The 19674-nt window shown below is 33.2% G+C and carries 18 protein-coding genes; 16 read left to right on the top strand and 2 right to left on the bottom strand.

Features of this window, described 5'->3' with window-relative positions:
* The first annotated feature begins 2 nt into the window (after positions 1-2).
* Complete coding sequence (locus tag KM029_RS07670) at positions 3-506, top strand: shikimate kinase (protein ID WP_144072716.1); 504 nt, start codon at positions 3-5, stop codon at positions 504-506.
* A gap of 62 nt (positions 507-568) precedes the next feature.
* Here KM029_RS07670 and KM029_RS07665 read toward each other — a convergent pair whose 3' ends face one another.
* Positions 569-1396 carry a DUF3108 domain-containing protein gene (locus tag KM029_RS07665; protein WP_144072715.1) on the bottom strand — a complete coding sequence of 276 codons (828 nt, stop codon included), beginning with the start codon at positions 1394-1396 and terminating at the stop codon, positions 569-571.
* Positions 1397-1550: 154 nt separating this feature from the next.
* On the opposite strand from KM029_RS07665, the gene KM029_RS07660 reads away from it, so the two are divergent.
* The 6 genes from KM029_RS07660 to KM029_RS07635 all read left to right on the top strand — a co-directional run bounded on the left by KM029_RS07660 (position 1551) and on the right by KM029_RS07635 (position 5976).
* A complete protein-coding gene (locus KM029_RS07660) occupies positions 1551-2330 on the top strand; it encodes a TatD family hydrolase (RefSeq protein WP_144072714.1) in 780 nt (259 codons plus the stop codon).
* A 15-nt stretch (positions 2331-2345) separates the two neighbouring features.
* Positions 2346-3431: an asparaginase gene (locus tag KM029_RS07655; protein WP_144072713.1), complete on the top strand. Its 1086-nt coding sequence runs from the start codon at positions 2346-2348 to the stop codon at positions 3429-3431.
* Between the two features lie 256 nt (positions 3432-3687).
* Entirely contained in the window at positions 3688-4494 is an 807-nt protein-coding gene (locus KM029_RS07650) for a MotA/TolQ/ExbB proton channel family protein (protein ID WP_126611484.1), read from the top strand.
* Between the two features lie 57 nt (positions 4495-4551).
* Positions 4552-4899 carry a hypothetical protein gene (locus KM029_RS07645; RefSeq protein ID WP_215586354.1) on the top strand — a complete coding sequence of 116 codons (348 nt, stop codon included), beginning with the start codon at positions 4552-4554 and terminating at the stop codon, positions 4897-4899.
* A gap of 2 nt (positions 4900-4901) precedes the next feature.
* Entirely contained in the window at positions 4902-5450 is a 549-nt protein-coding gene (locus KM029_RS07640; RefSeq protein ID WP_221465127.1) for an ExbD/TolR family protein, read from the top strand.
* Between the two features lie 58 nt (positions 5451-5508).
* Entirely contained in the window at positions 5509-5976 is a 468-nt protein-coding gene (locus KM029_RS07635; protein ID WP_144072711.1) for an ExbD/TolR family protein, read from the top strand.
* Positions 5977-6376: 400 nt separating this feature from the next.
* Here KM029_RS07635 and pulA read toward each other — a convergent pair whose 3' ends face one another.
* Positions 6377-8410 (bottom strand): type I pullulanase, encoded by a 2034-nt coding sequence (pulA, locus tag KM029_RS07630; protein WP_205125424.1) that lies wholly within the window; start codon positions 8408-8410, stop codon positions 6377-6379.
* Positions 8411-8992: 582 nt separating this feature from the next.
* Between pulA and KM029_RS07625 the strand changes: the two genes are divergently transcribed.
* From KM029_RS07625 to KM029_RS07585, 9 genes are all read left to right on the top strand, one after another.
* The gene (locus KM029_RS07625) at positions 8993-9604 is read left to right on the top strand and encodes a GNAT family N-acetyltransferase (RefSeq protein ID WP_240050282.1); all 612 of its coding nucleotides are present in this window, start codon (positions 8993-8995) and stop codon (positions 9602-9604) included.
* Between the two features lie 35 nt (positions 9605-9639).
* Positions 9640-10851: an argininosuccinate synthase gene (gene argG, locus KM029_RS07620; protein ID WP_144072710.1), complete on the top strand. Its 1212-nt coding sequence runs from the start codon at positions 9640-9642 to the stop codon at positions 10849-10851.
* A 106-nt stretch (positions 10852-10957) separates the two neighbouring features.
* Positions 10958-11947 carry an N-acetyl-gamma-glutamyl-phosphate reductase gene (gene argC / locus KM029_RS07615; RefSeq protein ID WP_144072709.1) on the top strand — a complete coding sequence of 330 codons (990 nt, stop codon included), beginning with the start codon at positions 10958-10960 and terminating at the stop codon, positions 11945-11947.
* Between the two features lie 29 nt (positions 11948-11976).
* Positions 11977-13119: an aspartate aminotransferase family protein gene (locus KM029_RS07610; RefSeq protein ID WP_144072708.1), complete on the top strand. Its 1143-nt coding sequence runs from the start codon at positions 11977-11979 to the stop codon at positions 13117-13119.
* A gap of 4 nt (positions 13120-13123) precedes the next feature.
* Positions 13124-14074: an N-acetylornithine carbamoyltransferase gene (locus KM029_RS07605; protein ID WP_144072707.1), complete on the top strand. Its 951-nt coding sequence runs from the start codon at positions 13124-13126 to the stop codon at positions 14072-14074.
* Positions 14075-14118: 44 nt separating this feature from the next.
* Entirely contained in the window at positions 14119-14898 is a 780-nt protein-coding gene (argB, locus tag KM029_RS07600) for an acetylglutamate kinase (RefSeq protein WP_144072706.1), read from the top strand.
* A 107-nt stretch (positions 14899-15005) separates the two neighbouring features.
* Positions 15006-16076 carry a M20 family metallo-hydrolase gene (locus KM029_RS07595; protein ID WP_144072705.1) on the top strand — a complete coding sequence of 357 codons (1071 nt, stop codon included), beginning with the start codon at positions 15006-15008 and terminating at the stop codon, positions 16074-16076.
* Positions 16077-16121: 45 nt separating this feature from the next.
* Positions 16122-17411, top strand: coding sequence for an argininosuccinate lyase (argH, locus tag KM029_RS07590; RefSeq protein ID WP_144072704.1), 1290 nt, complete (start codon positions 16122-16124; stop codon positions 17409-17411).
* Between the two features lie 164 nt (positions 17412-17575).
* Entirely contained in the window at positions 17576-19594 is a 2019-nt protein-coding gene (locus KM029_RS07585) for a TonB-dependent receptor (protein ID WP_144072703.1), read from the top strand.
* Positions 19595-19674: the final 80 nt, after the last annotated feature.

The raw sequence follows: 19674 nt of genomic DNA, 5'->3' as shown, positions 1-19674 counted from the left end.
GTATGCGCATCTATTTAATAGGAATGCCTGGAAGTGGTAAATCTACTTTGGCAAAAGAATTATCAGAAGTATTAGACTTGCCTTATTTTGATCTTGATTTAGAAATCGAAAAAAAAGAAAGAAAATCAATACCAAAAATTTTTGCAGAGTCTGGAGAAGATTACTTCAGAAAAATAGAGAGAGAAGTTATGCTCTCTTTTACTCCAAACAATGCTATTATAGCTACAGGAGGAGGAACACCTTGCTTTTTTGATAATATAGAACAATTGAATGTTCAAGGGAAAACTTTTTTTGTAGATGTATCTGAAGAAGATTTAGCTGATAGAGTTTGGGAACAACAAGGAACAAGACCCTTATTAGCTCAAGAAAATAGAGAAGATATTCTTACAGCTATTCAAGAGAAAAGAGTGAATCGTTTACCTTTTTATGAAAAGGCTCAAATAACAATTCAAGCAAATAAAAAAACACCTTATGAACTAGCTTTAGAAATAAAGCAAAATTTATAAAGTGTAATCTGTATATATTAAATGCCAAGTCAGTAATTCAAAAATATTGACTTGGCATTTTTTTATTTAGATTTTTTGAGCTTTTGTTTAAGCCCTTTATATCTCACTAAATCTACATTAACAGAGCCTACAATAAGTTCTGCTTGTATTTTTAAAGGAATTCTATTGATATCTTTTGAAACCCAAAATTTAATTGGATGCGTACCAGAGAATAATTGATTTTCTGGCATAATTGGAGACATCACGTAAGATTCAATTCTACCAAACTTGGTATATACTTTTTCTACACCTAAATACACAATGTCAAAATCATACGCTTTATTTTCCCAAAAAGAATTAAGTGAAATAGTATCACCTTTAGTCATTTGGTCATAATCAAGTGTTCTTAAGTAGTAATATCCAGAAATAACATCATGTGTGTGTGGAGGCATTTCATAATGTTCTTTATGAATTTCTTTTTTATCTTTCTTTTTCCACTCTGTATCTGCTTTTCCATTCACTTGATCAAAATTAATTGTTTCTTCAAGTGTATATCCACCTTCTATAATATCTCTATTGAACTGAACAGGGTACAAAGTAGAAGTACTGAAATAACTTTGCCATAAATCTCTAATTTTCATTGTCATTCCAAACATACCTATACTTCTTCCTGTAACATTTACTTTATAGGTCTCCTCTCCATTTACTTGATGTAATTTTTTATCAAGATGAACTACAGCTTCTCCTGCTTCAAAAACAGAATATCCTGCTACATATGTTAAGGTTTCCCCTTTTTCGAATGAAATATCGGATTTAATTGGTGGATCTTGCTCTGTTTTGAAGCTAAAAGATATAAAACCAATAAATAAAATGGCAGCGGTAATTTTTATATATTTTGTATTCAATCTCATAGAATTATATGAATTACTCAATTTTTAAATTCAATATTAGTTATAATTATTGATTTAGGTAATACCTGTTGAAAAAATTCGATTTGCTCTTCGTAAGCTATTTGTTTTAAGCTGTTAGATTTGCGTGTTGTTTCAAATTTAAAATTAATAAAAAATGATAGATACACACGCCCATATATACTCAGACAAATTCAAAGAAGATATAGACAATGTTTTAGAATCAGCTTTTGATAATGGTCTAAAGCATATTCTTATGCCAAATATAGATCATACATCAATAGATCGTATGCTAGAACTAGAAGAAAAATACCCGCAACAATGTTTATCTATGATGGGGCTACATCCATGCCACGTTGAAAAAGATTTTGAAAAAGAACTTTATATAGTAGAAGATTGGTTAAATAAGAGAAAGTTTATAGGTGTTGGTGAGATGGGATTAGACCTTTATTGGGATAAAACTTTTCAGGAGCAACAAATAGAAGCTTTTAAAATTCAAGCTGATTTAGCAAAAAAGCATCATCTACCTTTAGTGATACATGCAAGAGATGCAATGCCAGAAACATTAAACTTATTAGAAGAATTATCTGACGATGCTCTTTTTGGGGTGCTTCATTGTTTTACAGGTAGCTTAGATGATGCAAAGCGTTTATTTGATATCAATTTTAAAATTGGTATTGGTGGGGTGGCAACCTTTAAAAATGGAGGGTTAGACAAAGTGATCCCTCATGTTGACCTAAAGCATATAGTATTAGAAACAGATAGCCCATATTTAGCCCCAAAACCTTATAGAGGAAAAAGAAATGAACCTGCATACACAAGTTTTGTATGTGATAAAGTTGCAGATTTTAAAGGTATCAGTGGTGCAGAAGTAGAAGAAATTACTGATAATAATGCCTACGACCTGTTTGATATAGAGAATTACTTAAGAAAATAGACCCATTCAATTATTATGACCAATCGAACTTACTATAAGACCGTTAATATAAATTCAACTGGTCCTAAAACTTCCGAGACTTCAATTTTAATTATTTATACTGGAGGAACTATTGGTATGGATTCACATCCTGAAAATGGTAGTTTAATTCCTTTTGATTTTGAAAAAATTATAGATGCTGTACCAGAATTAAGGGCTTTTGATTTTGAATTAACTGTGATATCATTAGATCCTTTGATAGATTCTTCTGATATAACTACAGATCATTGGGTTCAATTAGGAAACTTAATCGAAGATTTTTACGAAGATTTTGATGGGTTTGTGATATTACATGGAACAGATACAATGGCTTATACTGCTTCAGCTTTAAGTTTTATGCTTGATGGAGTACACAAGCCCGTTATCTTAACAGGTTCTCAGTTGCCTATTGGTGCTAAAAGAACAGATGCACGAGAGAACTTAATGTCCTCGTTAGAAATTGCATCCCAAAGAGATGATAATGGAGAAATGCTAGTCCAAGAAGTTTGTATCTGTTTTAACAGTAAACTATTAAGAGGAAATAGAGCTAAAAAATCTCAGAACTTCAATTTTACGGCATTTCGTTCGTATAACTATCCATCTTTAGCAGAAGCAGGGATTTTTATTGAATACAAACGTGATACTTTTTGGAAAGACCCCATTAATTCACCTGTTAGGTCGATGAAAAAGTTTGATTCTAACGTTTTATTATTGAAGATTTTTCCTGGAATGTCGAAAGATTTTATCAATCAAATGTTAAATAATGAAAAATTGAGAGGGGTAGTTCTAGAAACGTATGGTTCTGGTAATGTTCCAACCTCTTCTTGGTTTATAGAATTGTTAGAAAAAACAGTAAAAAGAGGAGTTGTAATTGTTAATATATCACAGTGTACCGGAGGTATGGTAATGCAAGGTCATTATGCAACAAGTGCAAAACTTAATAGCATTGGAGTGCTAAGTGGCAAGGATATGACCACTGAAGCAGCCGTTACTAAGTTAATGTGTTTGTTAACAAAGTATAAAGATGTCGAAAACGTTAAAAAGTTGATTGGTATACCTTTGAAGGGTGAGTTGAGTGTTTAATTTAACTTAATCTAACATTATATAGGTTTATTAGTGTGATTTATGCATTTATAAATATATTATCTATTTGTTTATGAGTATAATTATATATTTCTTTGCGGATCAGTAGTCGTTAAAAACTATCAAAAAAAGTATTAATTAAAAGATTAATGCTAACTTGCTCAACGATTACGGATGATAGTCAAACAAATTTATTATTACAGCATCGGAAAGTAGTTTGTTTTATTTTAAACTACAATCTGAACGTTAGAGAGTTATGAAAAGAGTATTCGCATTATTGATGTTTTTCTGTGCACTTACTTTAGGTACTGCACAGTCGTATGCGCAAGATGAAACAACAGAAGAAGCTACTGAGCAAGTAGCTGAAGAATCATCTGCAGCAGTTCAAGAAGTGTCTTCTGATGAAGTTGCACAAGTTGAAGAATTATCTTTCACTCAAGCAGTGAAACAAAAGTTTATTGAAGGTGGTTGGGAGTTCATGGGAGCTGTATTGCTTACATTGATCTTAGGTTTGGCAATTGCTATTGAGCGTGTTATCACGTTAAGCCTTTCTACTACAAACACTAAAAAACTTTTATCTAAAGTTGACGAGGCTTTAACTTCAGGTGGTGCAGAAGCAGCATTAGAAGTAACTAAAGCTACTCGTGGTCCTGTAGCATCAATCTTTACACAAGGTTTGATGAGAGCATCTGAAGGTATTGAAATGGTTGAGAAATCAGTTGTTGCTTACGGTTCAGTTGAAATGGGTAAATTAGAAAAAGGTTTACCTTGGATCTCATTGTTTATTGCTATGGCACCAATGTTAGGTTTCATGGGTACGGTAATTGGTATGATTGGTGCATTCGATGCAATCGAAGCAGCAGGTGATATCTCTCCTTCATTAGTAGCAGGTGGTATTAAAGTTGCCCTTCTTACTACTGTAGCAGGTCTTATCGTAGGTGTGATTCTTCAAGTATTCTACAACTACTGTGTTTCTACAATCGATGGTATTGTTTTAGAAATGGAAGAAGCTTCTGTTTCTTTAATCGACATCCTTGTAAAAAACGAATTAGCTACTAAATAAGTAGTTTCTATTTACACAGAGTAAATAGTTATTGTAAAATTTGAAAAATTACAAGTTATGAACGGTGAAGCTATATTTACAGAATACTTGCTACCATTCACAGGTGTATTAATCGTTATTGCATTAGTTGCTACAGTTATTGGTTTCCTTGTGTCTATCGCAATGGATCCTAAAGCAGCAGTTGCAGTATTGGTTACCATCGGCGTAATTGGAGTGTTGTATTTTATCGGTTATTCTAGTGCTGATAGCGCAGTTACGGCTAGAGAGTTAAACGAGTTTGGAGTTAATGAAGTATTATCACAAAAAATTGGTGGTGTATTGAATTTGACTTACTACTTATTCGGAATAGCACTTGTCGCTGTAGTTTTTGATATTATTTCAAGATTTGTTAAAAGCTTAGGATAATTATGATACAGAAGAAGAAAAAAGAAACACCAGAAATTAATGGTGGGGCAATGGCTGATATTGCCTTCCTTTTATTGATCTTCTTCTTGGTGGCAACAACTATTGCATCTGATAAAGGTGTAACTGTAATGTTACCTCCAAAAGCTGAAGACGTAGATGTAAAGGTTAAAACTCGTAACGTGTTTAATATCCTTGTCAATTCAAAAGACATGATGTTAGCACAAGAAGAGCAAGTTGACCTTCCTCAACTTCGTACTATGGTTAAAGAATTCGTTCTTAACAATGGTAAGAATAAGGATATGTCTGAATCTCCAGCAAAGGCAATTATTTCATTGAAATCTGACCGTGGTACTTCTTATGAGATGTACATTTCAGTTATTGATGAATTAAAATACGCTTACGCAGAAATGCGTGCAATGTATTTGAAAATTCCTTTAGAAGATTATCAAGCATTGGATAAAGAAAATCCTGATCAGAAAGAAAAGCTTACAAGAGCTCGTAAAGCTATCCCTTACAAAGTATCGGATGCTGAACCTTCTGAGATAAAATAATTGGTCTAATTAAAACGTCACTATTTATAAGTGACGTTTGCTTAAATACATTGACCTTATGGCAACGTTTAAGAAAAAAACAAAAACGAAGCAGGATATTCCTACTTCTGCATTGCCAGACATTATTTTCATGCTTTTGTTCTTCTTTATGATTTCGACGACTTTTCGTGAGTCTGAGTTATTAGTGAAGAACTCGTTACCTCAAGCATCTGAGTTAACAAAGCTTGAAAAAAAATCATTGGTTTCTTATATCTACATAGGTGAACCAACTGATACTAAAAAGTTTGGTACTGAGCCTCGTATTCAGGTGAACGACGTATTGATCGAACCAGATCAAATCGTACAACACGTGATTCAGGAAAAAGACAAATTAGGTGAAGATGGTGATAAAATCACTATGTCACTTAAAATTGATAGAGATGCTAAAATGGGTGTAATATCTGATGTACGTCAGAAACTTAGAGATGCTAACGCATTGAAAGTGAATTACGCTTCAAACAAGAAATTACGTATTTCTGGTATGTAAGCCTCTTCAATTACCAAGAAAGGTCAAATGCGAAAGTGTTTGACCTTTTTTTATAGCTAAGTTTTTATGTCTACTAATTATACTTGTGTTGCTTATTTCTTTGGAAAGGTATAATACTTACTATAGTTTCTTATTCTTGCTTAGAAGAGATTACTTAATGAAACGTATTATTGGCTAATAGATCCATAATTAGAGATTAATAGAAGGAATGACAAGAAGCTTATTCAAACATTAGTTTTGTAGCCTTGTTTTAACCTGATTTAAAATTCAATTCTAAGTCATTTTATTCAGTCTTTGATATTGTAATACAAGCTAAATTCTAATAGTTATTATAAAGTAAAACAGGCTCATTCTTAATCAGAATGAGCCTGTTTTGTCTAATTTTAGAAGATAAACTAACTTATTTACTAAGTACTAAAGCTGATACGCCACCGATAGTAATTGATGAAGTTGTTTTTAATCCTTTTACAGAAGCCTTATTCCCATCAACTAATACTTTCCATTTCCCTTTAGGTAAAAACTTAGAAATGTTTTTTGCTGATTTGTTGGCATTAAATATTACGGCAATTGATTCAGCAGAATCTCCATTTGCATTTCCATTGATTATATAGCCGACCATGTGTTGATCTTTAAAATCAATAAATTTTAAATGCTTTTGAATCATTTCTGTCGATGTCATTCTAAATGCAGGATGAGCTTTTCTTAGTTCTATTAAACCTTGGTAATACTCAAAAATGTCTTTATTCTCAAACTTCCAATCCCAGTTTAACTTATTAATTGCATCAGGTTTGTTATAAGAGTTATGTTCTCCTCCTTTTGTTCTTAACATCTCAGCTCCAGAATGTATAAATGGAATACCTTGAGACGTAAGGATAACAGCACTTGTAAGTTTATGCATCTTCTTTAGTTCACTATCTGAAGCTTTAGGCTGAGATACCTTTAACTTATCAAATAATGTGTGATTATCATGACAAGATACATAGCTAATTGTTTGTGAAGGATCAGGTGCCCAAGGAGCTTTAGAGTAATTGACGGCTTTATAATCAACTTGAGGATGTTGAGTTGATGCAACTATACCAAATTTAATTGTTTCAGTTAAACCATCAGCACCTTGTACAAAGCCAATATTATCATCATAGAAAACACTACCTTTTAAACCATCACGGATATCATCAGAGAAGGCTGCGACGCCCACTAATTTAGGAGTATTTGCTTTAATAGCTCTTTTAGCTTCAGGTAAAGGAGAATCACCGGCATTCCACCCTTCACCATAAATTAATATACTCGGATCAACTTCTTCTTTTAATCTTTTAGCAAGAATATTCATTGTCTCAACATCATGAATACCCATAAGATCAAACCTGAAACCATCTAAATGATATTCTTTAGCCCAATATAAAACAGATTCAACAATATATTTACGAGCCATTGCTCTTTCAGAAGCCGTTTCATTACCACAAGCAGAAGCATTTGAATAGCTTCCTTCATTATTTTGTCTGTAATAATATCCTGGAACTTCTAAAGAGAAATTTGACTCGTCTCCAGAGAAAGTGTGGTTATATACAACATCTAGTACTACTCTTATTCCTTTTTTATGGAAAGCAGAAACCATTTCTTTGAATTCCTTAATTCTTACACCGCCATTTGATGGATCTGTTGAATAAGACCCTTCTGGAACGTTATAGTTTTGAGGATCGTAACCCCAATTGTATTGTGCTTGATCTAATTTAGATTCGTCAATAGTATGATAATCAAAAGAAGGTAGTAAGTGCACGTGAGTAACACCTAGCTCTTCAATGTGATCTATTCCTGTTTTTAATCCTTTGTCACTAACAGTTCCAACTTCTGTTAAGCCTAAGAATTTTCCTTTATTTTTTGCACCAGAATTTTCTGCTATAGTAATATCACGTACGTGAATTTCATACAAAATTGCATCTGTAAGCTCTTTTAGCTCAGGGCGCTTATCGTTAGCCCATCCGTTAGGATTTGTTGTTGTTAAATCAATAACTTGCCCCCTCTTACCATTTACACCAACAGCAGTAGCATAAATACCTGGAGTTTCATCAAGTTGTTTGTCACCGACAGTTACTTGAAATGTGTAATACTTACCAAATAAATCACCTTTAATAGAACTACTCCATGTTCCTTTTTCAGTAGGTTCCATTTCAGTTACCTGATAAGGTTTTCCTTTAAGATCATCTTCATATAGATTTATAACTACTTTGGTAGCAGTAGGAGACCATATTTTAAATGCTGTTGCTTGCTTAGAATATGTAACTCCTAAATCACCTGTAAAAGCAGGATAATTTTCATAAGTAGATGTGTCAAAATCATTATGACCATCTGCTTTTGGTGTAGAATTACAGGAAGAAAAAGCAATAGAAACACCTAAAAGTAAGGAGCCTATTAATTGAGTATGTTTTCTTGTTGCCATATAAACAATCGGATTAAAAATAATTTATTTCCATTAAGTTCTATACTATTCTTTTAATAAACAATAGTGTTACTCATGATTAAGATTTGGGATCGGTTGCAGAATATTTTTTAAGAAAAATATCCAATTTTAAGTCGATTTTAAAGTGCTTTTTTACAACAAAATTCCTTTTCTATAAGTTTTAAGATTTTATGAAAGTGTTCAAAATTTAACACGATAAATAGTAGTGTTCAAAATTTAACACAGTGTATTTAAAATATTTCATCAGTAGAATTTATTTTTTAAAAAAGTGCTAATAAAACGTTGGTTTACTTGAATTTATCATAGTTATAGCCCTACATTTGATTATCAATTTATGATAATGATAAACAAAAATATACATAGCGAACCACTGATTTTATCAGAATTTCCTGTTTTAGAGAGGGAAGTTTTTGGCGGTATGTATTCAATTGATAATCGTAAACGCCGATAATATTTCTCATTAAAAGTTGTTTTAAATTTTAAATAAAAAAACAACGTACCTTTATAAAAGAGGCGTAGAAAAAATCTCACTGATTTACTTACTCCTTAAGAGTTTTAGAAATGACAGTAAAGAATTTAATTCAAGAAATGCAGCATATATCGAGTTTTTCAATTATTGAGGCAGACATTAATGAGCATAGAGAATATGCGAAGGATATCTGTTCTCAGATCGAAGAATCAGCAAAAGCCAGAGGTACTGGTATTGCAAAAAGAAGCATTGATTATATAGAAAATAAATTTGTAGAAGGTAAAGGAGTTATTGCAATTGCTGACGATGGTACTTTTGCAGGGTTTTGTTATATTGAATCTTGGGGACATAATAAATATGTAGCCAATTCAGGTTTAATAGTGAATCCTAAATTTAGAGGTACAGGTTTAGCAAAAGCAATTAAGAAGAAAGCTTTTCAACTTTCTAGAAAGAAATACCCTGATGCAAAATTATTTGGTTTAACTACAAGTTTACCTGTTATGAGAATTAATAGTGAGCTAGGGTATAGACCTGTTACATTTTCTGAATTGACAGATGATGAACAATTTTGGAAAGGTTGTCAGAGTTGTGTGAATTATGATATTCTGCAACGTACGGAACGTAAGCATTGCTTATGTACGGGAATGATTTTCGATCCAAAAGATCCGAGATACAAATCAACAGTTGATACTGGAGTAGAGTAACGACAAAGAAATTAACAATACAAATATTTAGTAAGATGAGTAATAAAGTGGTTTTGGCCTTTAGTGGTGGATTAGATACAACTTATTGTGTAAAGTATCTATCAGAAGAAAGAGGGTTAGAAGTGCATACCGCTATCGTTCAGACAGGAGGTTTCTCGGACGAAGAGTTGAAAGAAATTGAGGAAAAAGCTTACAAATTAGGTGTAGCTTCTCATATTACATTAGATCAGACAGAAACATTTTACGACCAATGTGTAAAATACTTGGTGTTCGGAAATGCTTTAAGATACAATACTTATCCATTATCTGTAAGTGCAGAGCGTGTATTCCAAGCTTTAGCAATTGCAGAATATGCAAAAAAAATTGATGCAGATAGTATTGCTCATGGATCTACGGGTGCTGGTAACGACCAAATCCGTTTTGATATGGCTTTTAAAATTATCTGCCCTGAGGCTGAAATTATCACACCGATCAGAGATAATCAATTATCACGTCAAGATGAGATTGATTACTTAATTGCTAAAGGTGTTGATGGAGATTGGTCTAAATCAATGTACTCTATTAATCAAGGTTTATGGGGTACTTCTGTTGGAGGAAAAGAAACTTTAGGTTCTCGTAATACATTACCAGAAGAAGCTTTCCCTACACAGGTAACTGAAACAATTCCCAAAAAACTGAGTTTAACTTTCGAGAAGGGAGAATTAGTAGGTATTGATGGAAAGATTTTTGACAAGCCAGTTCAGGCAATTCAAGAATTAAATAAAATTGCTTCTCCTTTCGGTATCGGAAGAGATATCCATGTTGGTGATACTATTATTGGTATTAAAGGTAGAGTTGGTTTTGAAGCTGCTGCACCTGTATTAACAATTAAAGCTCATCACTTATTAGAAAAACATACATTGACGAAATGGCAATTGTATTGGAAAGAGCAATTAGGTAACTACTATGGTATGTTAACGCACGAAGGACAATGGATTGATCCTGTAATGCGTAATATCGAGAAGTTCTTAGCAGATACACAAGATCACGTAACAGGTGAAGTATTTGTAACATTACACCCTTACAGATTTGAATTAGAGGGAATTGAGTCTAAATATGATTTGATGAACAGCACATTTGGAGCTTATGGTGAAATGAACAATGCTTGGACTGGTGAAGATGCTCGTGGTTTTGCAACAATCTTAGCAAATCAAAACATGATCTTCGGTAAAGTAAAAGAAGCTGCCGAAGAGAAGGTTTCTGAATAGATATTAAACCTGATAAATTGAATTGGTAAAAAACTAAGGGTGTAGGAAAAGTCCTACATCCTTTTTTAAAACAACAAACTCGCTAATTTTTAAAACAAACAAGATAATGAAAGTAGGAATCATCGGTGGTGCTGGCATGACTGGCGGAGAATTATTAAGAGTATTAATTAACCACCCTGAAGTTGAAATTGCATATGTTCATAGCCGTAGCCAGGTAGGAAAACCTGTATACAATTCTCATAAAGATTTATTTGGTGAAACTGATTTAGTTTTTACTGGTGAAATAGGACAGGCTGAAGTTGTTTTCTTGTGTTTAGGACATGGTGAGTCTGTTAAGTTTTTAGAAGACAATACATTTCCTGCAGAAACTGTGATTATTGACCTTAGTCAAGATTTTAGATTAGGCGAAGGAATTGTTCAAGATAGATCAATGAAAATTGGTGACCGTGAGTTTATTTATGGTTTACCAGAATTACAGAGAGAAGCAATTAAATCTGCTAAAAATATTGCAAATCCTGGTTGTTTTGCAACGGCTATACAAATAGCATTGTTACCCCTAGCAGCAGCTCAAAAATTAAATGATGAAGTACACATTAGTGCAATTACAGGTTCTACAGGAGCAGGTGTGAAATTAATGGCAAGTACAGCATTTACTTGGAGAACAAGCAATATCTCGCATTATAAAGCTTTCAACCATCAACATCTTTTAGAGATTGGTCAGACGATGAATCAATTGCAAGATGGATTTAATCATAAGATTAACTTTATTCCTTATAGAGGGAATTTCACAAGAGGAATTCTGGCTTCTTGTTATTTAAAATCTGATTTATCACAGGAAGAAGCTGTAAAATTATTTAAAGATTATTACGGTGATGCCGCATTTACACATGTAATAGATGGAGCACTTGATTTAAAATTGGTGGTAAATACAAATAGAGGGTTTATCAGCATTGAAAAACATGATGATACTCTTCTAGTAACTTCTGCAATTGATAATCTTTTAAAAGGAGCAGTTGGGCAAGCAGTTCAGAACATGAACTTAATTTTTGGTCTTGACGAAAAGTTAGGATTGAATTTAAAACCAATGGCATTTTAAATCACTTTACAGCTTAAATTAATCAGAAGATGGCAAATTTATTTGATGTATATCCTCTATTCAATATAGAACCTGTAAAGGGAGAGGATGTATGGATTTACGATAAAAATGATGAGAAATATTTAGATTTATATGGAGGTCATGCTGTGATTTCTATTGGTCATTCTCATCCTCATTATAAACAAAAACTAAGTGATCAATTAGATAACTTGGTATTCTACTCAAATAGTATTCAAAACCCACTACAGAAGGAGTTGGCAGAGAAGCTAGGAGAGGCATCTTGTTACCACGATTGGAATTTATTTTTATGTAACTCAGGAGCAGAAGCCAATGAGAATGCATTTAAATTAGCCTCTTTTTATAACAAGAAAACAAAGATTATTTCTTTCTCTAAAGGTTTTCATGGTAGAACATCGTTAGCTGTAGCTACTACGGATAACCCAAATATCGTTGCCCCTGTAAATGCGGTACACGATACATTAATTCTTCCTTTTAATGATGTTAATGCTCTGAAAAAGGCATTTTCTGAAAGTGAAATCTGCGCCGTAATTATTGAAGGTATCCAAGGTATTGGAGGTATTTATGAGCCAACAGAAGAATTTATGCAAACAATAAGAACACTTTGTGATGAAACAAATGCTGTTTTTATTGCTGATGAAATTCAGTCAGGCTACGGAAGAAGCGGACGTTTCTTTGCACACCAATGGTACAATGTTACTCCAGATGTTGTAACAATGGCTAAAGGTATGGGTAATGGTTTCCCAATTGGAGGTGTATTTATTTCTCCAAAGTTTGAAGCTTCTTACGGAATGTTAGGGACAACTTTTGGTGGTAATCATTTAGCATGTGCTGCTGGTATTGCTGTTCTTGATGTTTTAGCAAAAGAGAACTTGATTGAAAAATCAGTTGTTTTGGGTGAATGGATAGTTGAACAGTTGAAGGATAATCCATCAATTAAAGAAATCAGAGGTAAAGGATTAATGTTAGGTATTGAAATGAACGAAGCAGTTGCACCAATGCGTAAGCAATTACTTTTTGATCATAAAATATTCACAGGTGCATCATCTAATAAAAATACAATTAGATTGCTACCACCTTTAACATTAACACAAGAACAAGCACAACTTTTTGTAGATGCTTTTAATGCAGTTACTAAAGAATTAGCACAATAAGATCATGGATAAATTTTTATCGGTAAACGATGTTCAAAATTTAGATGAACTCGTAAAAACAGCCTTAGAGATTAAAGCGAACCCTGTTGCTTTTGGTGATGTAGGGAAAAATAAAATGCTTGGTTTGATTTTTTTCAATCCTAGTTTAAGAACAAGATTAAGTACACAACGTGCCGCACGCCATTTAGGAATGGATGTGATGGTAATGAATATTGATAAAGAAGGTTGGAAAATTGAAACACAAGATGGTGTTATAATGGATGGTGATAAGGCAGAGCATTTAAAAGATGCTGCAGCTGTTATTAGCCAATATTGTGATATTATCGGTGTGCGTTCGTTCCCTAACCTACAAAATAAGGAAGACGATTATGCAGATGCAGTGATGAAAGACTTTGTAAAGTATTCTCACTCTCCAATCGTAAGTTTAGAGTCTGCAACACGTCACCCGTTGCAATCTTTAGCAGATTTGGTAACAATTAGAGAGAACTCTGATAAACCAAAGAAGAAAGTTGTTTTAACATGGGCACCTCATCCAAGAGCATTACCTCAGGCTGTTCCAAATTCTTTTGCTGAATGGATGAATGCGGCAGATGATGTTGAATTAGTGATTGCGGCACCAGAAGGGTATGATTTAGATCCTGAATTTACAGGAGATGCTAAATTTACAAATAATCAAGATGAGGCATTAAAAGATGCTGATTTTGTTTATGCTAAGAACTGGTCATCAACTACTGAATACGGTAAAGTTGTTTGTAAGGATACTTCATGGGAAGTAACTGAAGAAAAAATGGCATTAACGAACAATGGTAAGTTTATGCACTGTCTTCCAATTCGTAGAAATGTGGTTGCAAGTGATGGAGTTTTAGATAGCGATAACTCATTAATTATTGCAGAAGCAAATAACAGAACTTTTGCAGCAGCAGCCGTTTTAAAAACAATTTTAGAGAATAAATAATTTACAAAAGGCATTCTTTTAAGGATGCCTTTGTGTTTTTTAATATGAAAATATCAGTCATAAAAGTTGGCGGAAATGTTATTAATGATGAAGCAGCATTAGCCTCATTCTTAGAGCAATTTTCTCAGCTAGAAGGAGCAAAAGTATTAGTGCATGGTGGTGGTAAATTAGCTACCGCAATGGCACAACGTTTGGGAATTGAACCAAAAATGGTAGATGGCAGACGTGTTACAGATGCGGAAACTTTAGAAGTTGTGACCATGGTATATGGTGGGTTAGTAAATAAAAGAATTATTGCTCAATTACAGGCCAAAGGTTGTAATGCAATAGGACTGACAGGTGCTGACGCTAATATTATTGAAGCAGATAAACGTACTGGTTGGGAAATTGATTATGGTTTTGTTGGTGATGTTAGAAAAGCCAATGCAGCACCAATTATTAATTTTGCTGAACAGAATATAACACCTGTAATTGCTCCTTTAACTCACGATGGTAAAGGACAATTATTTAATACAAATGCAGATACAATGGCACAAGCTGTTGCTGTTGCATTGGGTAAAGCAGGACATGAAGTTTCTCTTCGTTATTGTTTTGAGAAAGCAGGCGTATTGTTAGATGTAAATGATGACAATTCTCTTGTACCTGTTCTAAATCCTACAAAATTTGCTCAATTTAAAGAAGAAGGAATTGTAGCAGATGGAATGTTACCTAAACTAAAAAATGCATTTGATGCCATCGATGCTTCTGTTGCTGAAGTATGGTTAGGCAAAGTAGAAGGGGTATTAGCAAATACACCTATAGGAACAAAGATAATAGGCGCATAACTCATCCGTAATTTGACTATTAATAAATGCATGTTGCCAGGAAACTGATAACATGCATTTTCTTTTTGAAGAAATAAGTAGTTAATTTTACGGCAAAATAGAAACAAATGAAACATCAAGAACTTACAGATAAAGCCATTGCCTTATTGAAAAACATGATTGCTACAAAATCATTAAGTAGAGAGGAAGATGCAGTAGCTGCCATAGTAAAGCAGTTTTTTGTTGATAATGGCGTTGAAGTACATCAATATAAAAGAAACTTATGGGCTAAGAATATTCATTTTGATGAAAGTAAGCCTACATTTTTATTGAATTCGCACATTGATACTGTAAAACCAAATAAAGATTGGACTAAAGATCCTTTTAACCCTGAAGTTGAAGATGGGAAATTATATGGCTTAGGTAGTAATGATGCTGGTGGACCTTTGGTAAGTTTAATAGCTACGTTTTTATATTTTCATGCCCAAGCAAACCTACCTTTTAATTTAGTTGTTTGTGCTTCTGCAGAAGAAGAAGTGTCTGGTAAAGAAGGTATTGCAGATGTTTGGCAACATTTACCTAAAATTGATTTTGCAATTGTTGGTGAACCTACTTTAATGCAGTTGGCTGTAGCTGAAAAAGGATTGATGGTTTTAGATTGTACAGCACATGGAGAATCAGGTCATGCGGCAAGAAATGAAGGTGTAAACGCATTATACAAAGCACTTGACGATATTAATTGGTTTAGATCATTCTCGTTCCCAAAAGAATCAAAAACTTTGGGCCCAGTAAAAATGTCTGTTACAGTAATTCAATCAGGTACTCAACACAATGTAGTACCGTCAGAATGTATATATGTAGTAGATGTTCGTACAACAGATGCTTATTCTAATTTAGAGACATTAGAGGTAATTAAAGAACATGTGGGTTCTACAGTGACACCGAGATCAACTCGATTAAATCCATCTGGAGCGCCATTAGATCACCCAGTTGTTAAAGCAGGTTTGGCCATGAACAAAGAAGCATATGGCTCTCCAACTTTATCAGATCAAGCATTAATGCCTATACCTAGTTTAAAATTAGGACCCGGTGATTCTGCTAGATCACATACCGCAAATGAATATATTGGTTTGGATGAGATAGCAAACGGTATAAATGATTACATTCGCATATTGGAAGATGCTGCAAAATTAATGTAGCAGTTACAAGCCTTGAATAGAAGAATAAAATAATAGAATATAGATATGAAACTTTGGCAAAAATCATCGTATACAGTTAACGAAAAAGTAGATAAATTTACTGTCGGAAAAGATAGAGAATTAGATATATTATTAGCTCCTTACGATGTAAAAGGATCAATGGCACATGCTACAATGTTGGCAGAAGTTGGCTTATTGACTGTTGAAGATAAAGATACTTTGTTAAAAGGTCTTCAAGAAATTTACGAAGAAATTGAGAAAGGTGATTTCGTGATCGAAGATGGTGTTGAAGATGTTCATTCACAAGTAGAGATGCTTTTAACGCAACGTTATGGTGATGTTGGAAAACGTCTACATTCAGGTCGTTCTAGAAATGATCAAGTGCTTTTAGATTTAAAATTATACTTGCGTGATGCTATCAAAAATTTAGCAGATAATACAAAAGCACTTTTTGATACATTAATTGAGAAATCGGAAGAATTTAAGGGCTATTTGATGCCAGGTTATACGCACATGCAAGTAGCCATGCCCTCTTCATTTGGTTTATGGTTGGGTGCTTACGCAGAATCTCTTGTAGATGATATGGTAATGCTTAAAGCAGCTTACGATATCACGGATAGAAACCCACTAGGATCTGCAGCAGGTTATGGTTCATCTTTTCCATTAAACAGAACACGTACTACAGAGTTGATGGATTTCCAAGCAATGGCAGTTAACGTGGTATATGCACAAATGGGACGAGGTAAAACAGAATACCATGTAGCAAATGCTATGGCTTCTGTTGCGGCTACAGTAGCTAAACTATCTATGGATGGTTGTATGTATGCAGGTGGTAATTTTGGCTTTATAAAATTCCCTAATGAGTTTACCACAGGTTCTAGTATTATGCCTCATAAAAAGAACCCTGATGTATTGGAATTAACTAGAGCGAAGTGTAACCAAATTACATCTCTTCCAACACAAATTATGTCAATTTTAAGTAATCTTCCTGTAGGTTACCATAGAGATTTACAACAAATCAAGGAAATTCTACTTCCTGCAATTGAAATGTTGAATGATTGCTTGGAGATGACAAAGTTGATGTTCGAGAAAATGGAACCTACTAAAGATCTTTTAGAAGCTCCAATTTATGATTACTTATTCTCTGTAGAAGAAGTAAATAAACTCGTTCTAAAAGGTATTCCATTTAGAGAAGCTTATGTAATTGTAGGCGAGGGAATAGAGAAAGGAGAATACAACCCTGAACGTTCTGTAAATCATACCCATGAAGGGAGTGTAGGAAATTTAGGTAACGATATTATTAAAGCTAGGATGGAAGAAACTTACTCTTTCTAAGAAGTTCTAGATTTAATTTTTAAGGCAGAATAGTTATTTTCAACATACTATTCTGCCTTTTTTTTGTGTGTTTTCATAAAATTACATCACTATTTAAAGTCATTAAGAGAGAAGTACATTAACTTATTTTAAGTTTGTGGCTAATTTAACTTTTTAATTGTCTAATGAAATTTATTCAAGTACAACTACTCACTCTTTTAATATTTTTGTCTTCAACTGCTTTTAGTCAAGAACAAAAAAGTATGTTTGACGAAGATAGTGTTACAGCTTTAAGTGAGATCGTTATTTCATCTTCTTTTTTAGCTACTCAAAATACACCTGTTACTTATGAGGATCTATTAGTGAGTGATATATCGTTTAAGAATGTAGGTCAAGAACCTTCTTTTTTATTAAGTGAAAGTCCATCTATGACTGTTTATTCTGATGCCGGTGGTATGCAAGGGTATACTTATTTTAGGTTACGAGGTATAGACCAATCAAGAATAAATATTACGTTAGATGGAGTACCTTTAAATGAACCAGAAGATCAAGGGTTTTATTTTGCAAACTTTGGAGATTTTCTAAATTCTGTGAGTTCAATTCAGATTCAAAGAGGAGTGGGAACAACAAAAAATGGAACAGCCTCTTATGGTGGTAGTTTACAATTCTCTTCTATAAATTTATATGAACCTAAGTATGCTAAAGTTGAGGCTGGTTATGGTTCTTTTAATTCTTACAGATTAGCTGCTGAATATAATTCAGGAGTTAAAAATGATAAAGCAATATATGCGAGAATTTCTACTTTGGGATCTGATAATTACAAATATAATGCAGATAATAGATCAACATCTGGGTTTGTAAGTGCAGGTTTATTTAAAGAAAAATATGATTTAAGGTTTACTACTTTTGTTGGAAATCAGCAAAATGGTTTAGCGTGGGCAGGAGTAAGTCAAGAGCAAATAGATATTGATCCTCAGACCAATGCAAATATTAATGAAAGGGATAATTTTACACAATCTTTCTCTCAGTTGTCTCACAAATGGAGTTTAAGCGATCGTTCTACGCTAAATACGAGTGTATTTTATAGTTATGTAAAAGGTAATTATGATTACAATCCACTTGGGTATGATTCTGACCCTGACTCTTTACTTAATTATGCTTTAGAATCTAATTTTGCAGGGTTCTTTACAAACTATACTTATGAGGTAGAGAATTTACAATGGACCACGGGTGTTTTAGCAGATTTTTATGCAAGAGACCATAATGGTACTAATAATTATGATCCTTCATTATTCTATACTAATACTGGATATAAAAATGAAGCAAGTGTATTTACTAAAGCGATGTACTCAATAGGTAAATTTTATTTATTTGCTGATTTACAATATAGATATGCATCTTTTGATTACGATGGAGATGTTCCTTTTGATAAGTTAGAATGGAATTTCTTTAATCCTAAAGGAGGGGTAACCTACAACGCATCGGCATCTACTTCTTTATATTATAGTATTGGTAGAACGGGACGTGAACCAACAAGAACAGATATGTTTGGCGCTAATGATAATTTACTAGCAGATTCTACTGGAGCTGCTTTATTAGGCGGTACAGAACCAGAGTATGTTGTTGATCAAGAACTTGGAGTTCGTTTTAATAAAGGACGTTGGAATGTTGAGTTGAATGGTTTCTATATGGATTTTGAGAATGAATATATTCTTCAAGGACCATTAGGACCAAATGGTTTGCCTATTACAGGAAATGTAGAAAGTAGTTTTAGAACAGGTGTAGAGTTGGATGCCAAATATGCGATTCACCCAAATTGGGATTTAAGAAACACCACTTCTTATAATTATACTCAAGTGGAAGACCAAGATGTGAAGTTTCATCATATACTAACGCCAGAGTGGATCATTAACCAAGACATAGTGTATCACCAAGGTAAATTTGAAATTGGAACAACATTGCGTTTTCAAAGTGAATCTTATATCGATAATGCTAATGAGAATACAATTGATGGATACTTTTTGTTAAATGCACGTGTGTCATATATCATTAATAAAAATCTTCAAGTATCTGTTTTGGGTAATAACCTAACTAATGCATCGTATTATAATTATGGATATGTTGATGCTTGGGATAATAATACAAATAAATATTTAGTGACAGCTCCTGTTAATTTCTATGGAAATATTGCAGTGACGTTCTAAAAACGAGTATTATAAATATTTAGAAAATAATAGTGTTATTTAAAATAGCTTTATATTTTTAATACACTAATAATAAAAAA

This window comes from Flammeovirga kamogawensis (genome assembly GCF_018736065.1).
Taxonomy (GTDB): domain Bacteria; phylum Bacteroidota; class Bacteroidia; order Cytophagales; family Flammeovirgaceae; genus Flammeovirga; species Flammeovirga kamogawensis.
Note: the sequence above shows the minus strand (reverse complement) of the source record. Positions and strands in the feature narration are given on the sequence as shown.

Bases quoted from the DNA above. Each gene is read 5' to 3' on its own strand.
- KM029_RS07670 (WP_144072716.1), top strand. From the start codon at position 3: ATGCGCATCTATTTAATAGGAATGCCTGGAAGTGGTAAATCTACTTTG.
- KM029_RS07665 (WP_144072715.1), bottom strand. From the start codon at position 1,396: ATGAGATTGAATACAAAATATATAAAAATTACCGCTGCCATTTTATTT.
- KM029_RS07660 (WP_144072714.1), top strand. From the start codon at position 1,551: ATGATAGATACACACGCCCATATATACTCAGACAAATTCAAAGAAGAT.
- KM029_RS07655 (WP_144072713.1), top strand. From the start codon at position 2,346: ATGACCAATCGAACTTACTATAAGACCGTTAATATAAATTCAACTGGT.
- KM029_RS07650 (WP_126611484.1), top strand. From the start codon at position 3,688: ATGAAAAGAGTATTCGCATTATTGATGTTTTTCTGTGCACTTACTTTA.
- KM029_RS07645 (WP_215586354.1), top strand. From the start codon at position 4,552: ATGAACGGTGAAGCTATATTTACAGAATACTTGCTACCATTCACAGGT.
- KM029_RS07640 (WP_221465127.1), top strand. From the start codon at position 4,902: ATGATACAGAAGAAGAAAAAAGAAACACCAGAAATTAATGGTGGGGCA.
- KM029_RS07635 (WP_144072711.1), top strand. From the start codon at position 5,509: ATGGCAACGTTTAAGAAAAAAACAAAAACGAAGCAGGATATTCCTACT.
- pulA (WP_205125424.1), bottom strand. From the start codon at position 8,410: ATGGCAACAAGAAAACATACTCAATTAATAGGCTCCTTACTTTTAGGT.
- KM029_RS07625 (WP_240050282.1), top strand. From the start codon at position 8,993: ATGACAGTAAAGAATTTAATTCAAGAAATGCAGCATATATCGAGTTTT.
- argG (WP_144072710.1), top strand. From the start codon at position 9,640: ATGAGTAATAAAGTGGTTTTGGCCTTTAGTGGTGGATTAGATACAACT.
- argC (WP_144072709.1), top strand. From the start codon at position 10,958: ATGAAAGTAGGAATCATCGGTGGTGCTGGCATGACTGGCGGAGAATTA.
- KM029_RS07610 (WP_144072708.1), top strand. From the start codon at position 11,977: ATGGCAAATTTATTTGATGTATATCCTCTATTCAATATAGAACCTGTA.
- KM029_RS07605 (WP_144072707.1), top strand. From the start codon at position 13,124: ATGGATAAATTTTTATCGGTAAACGATGTTCAAAATTTAGATGAACTC.
- argB (WP_144072706.1), top strand. From the start codon at position 14,119: ATGAAAATATCAGTCATAAAAGTTGGCGGAAATGTTATTAATGATGAA.
- KM029_RS07595 (WP_144072705.1), top strand. From the start codon at position 15,006: ATGAAACATCAAGAACTTACAGATAAAGCCATTGCCTTATTGAAAAAC.
- argH (WP_144072704.1), top strand. From the start codon at position 16,122: ATGAAACTTTGGCAAAAATCATCGTATACAGTTAACGAAAAAGTAGAT.
- KM029_RS07585 (WP_144072703.1), top strand. From the start codon at position 17,576: ATGAAATTTATTCAAGTACAACTACTCACTCTTTTAATATTTTTGTCT.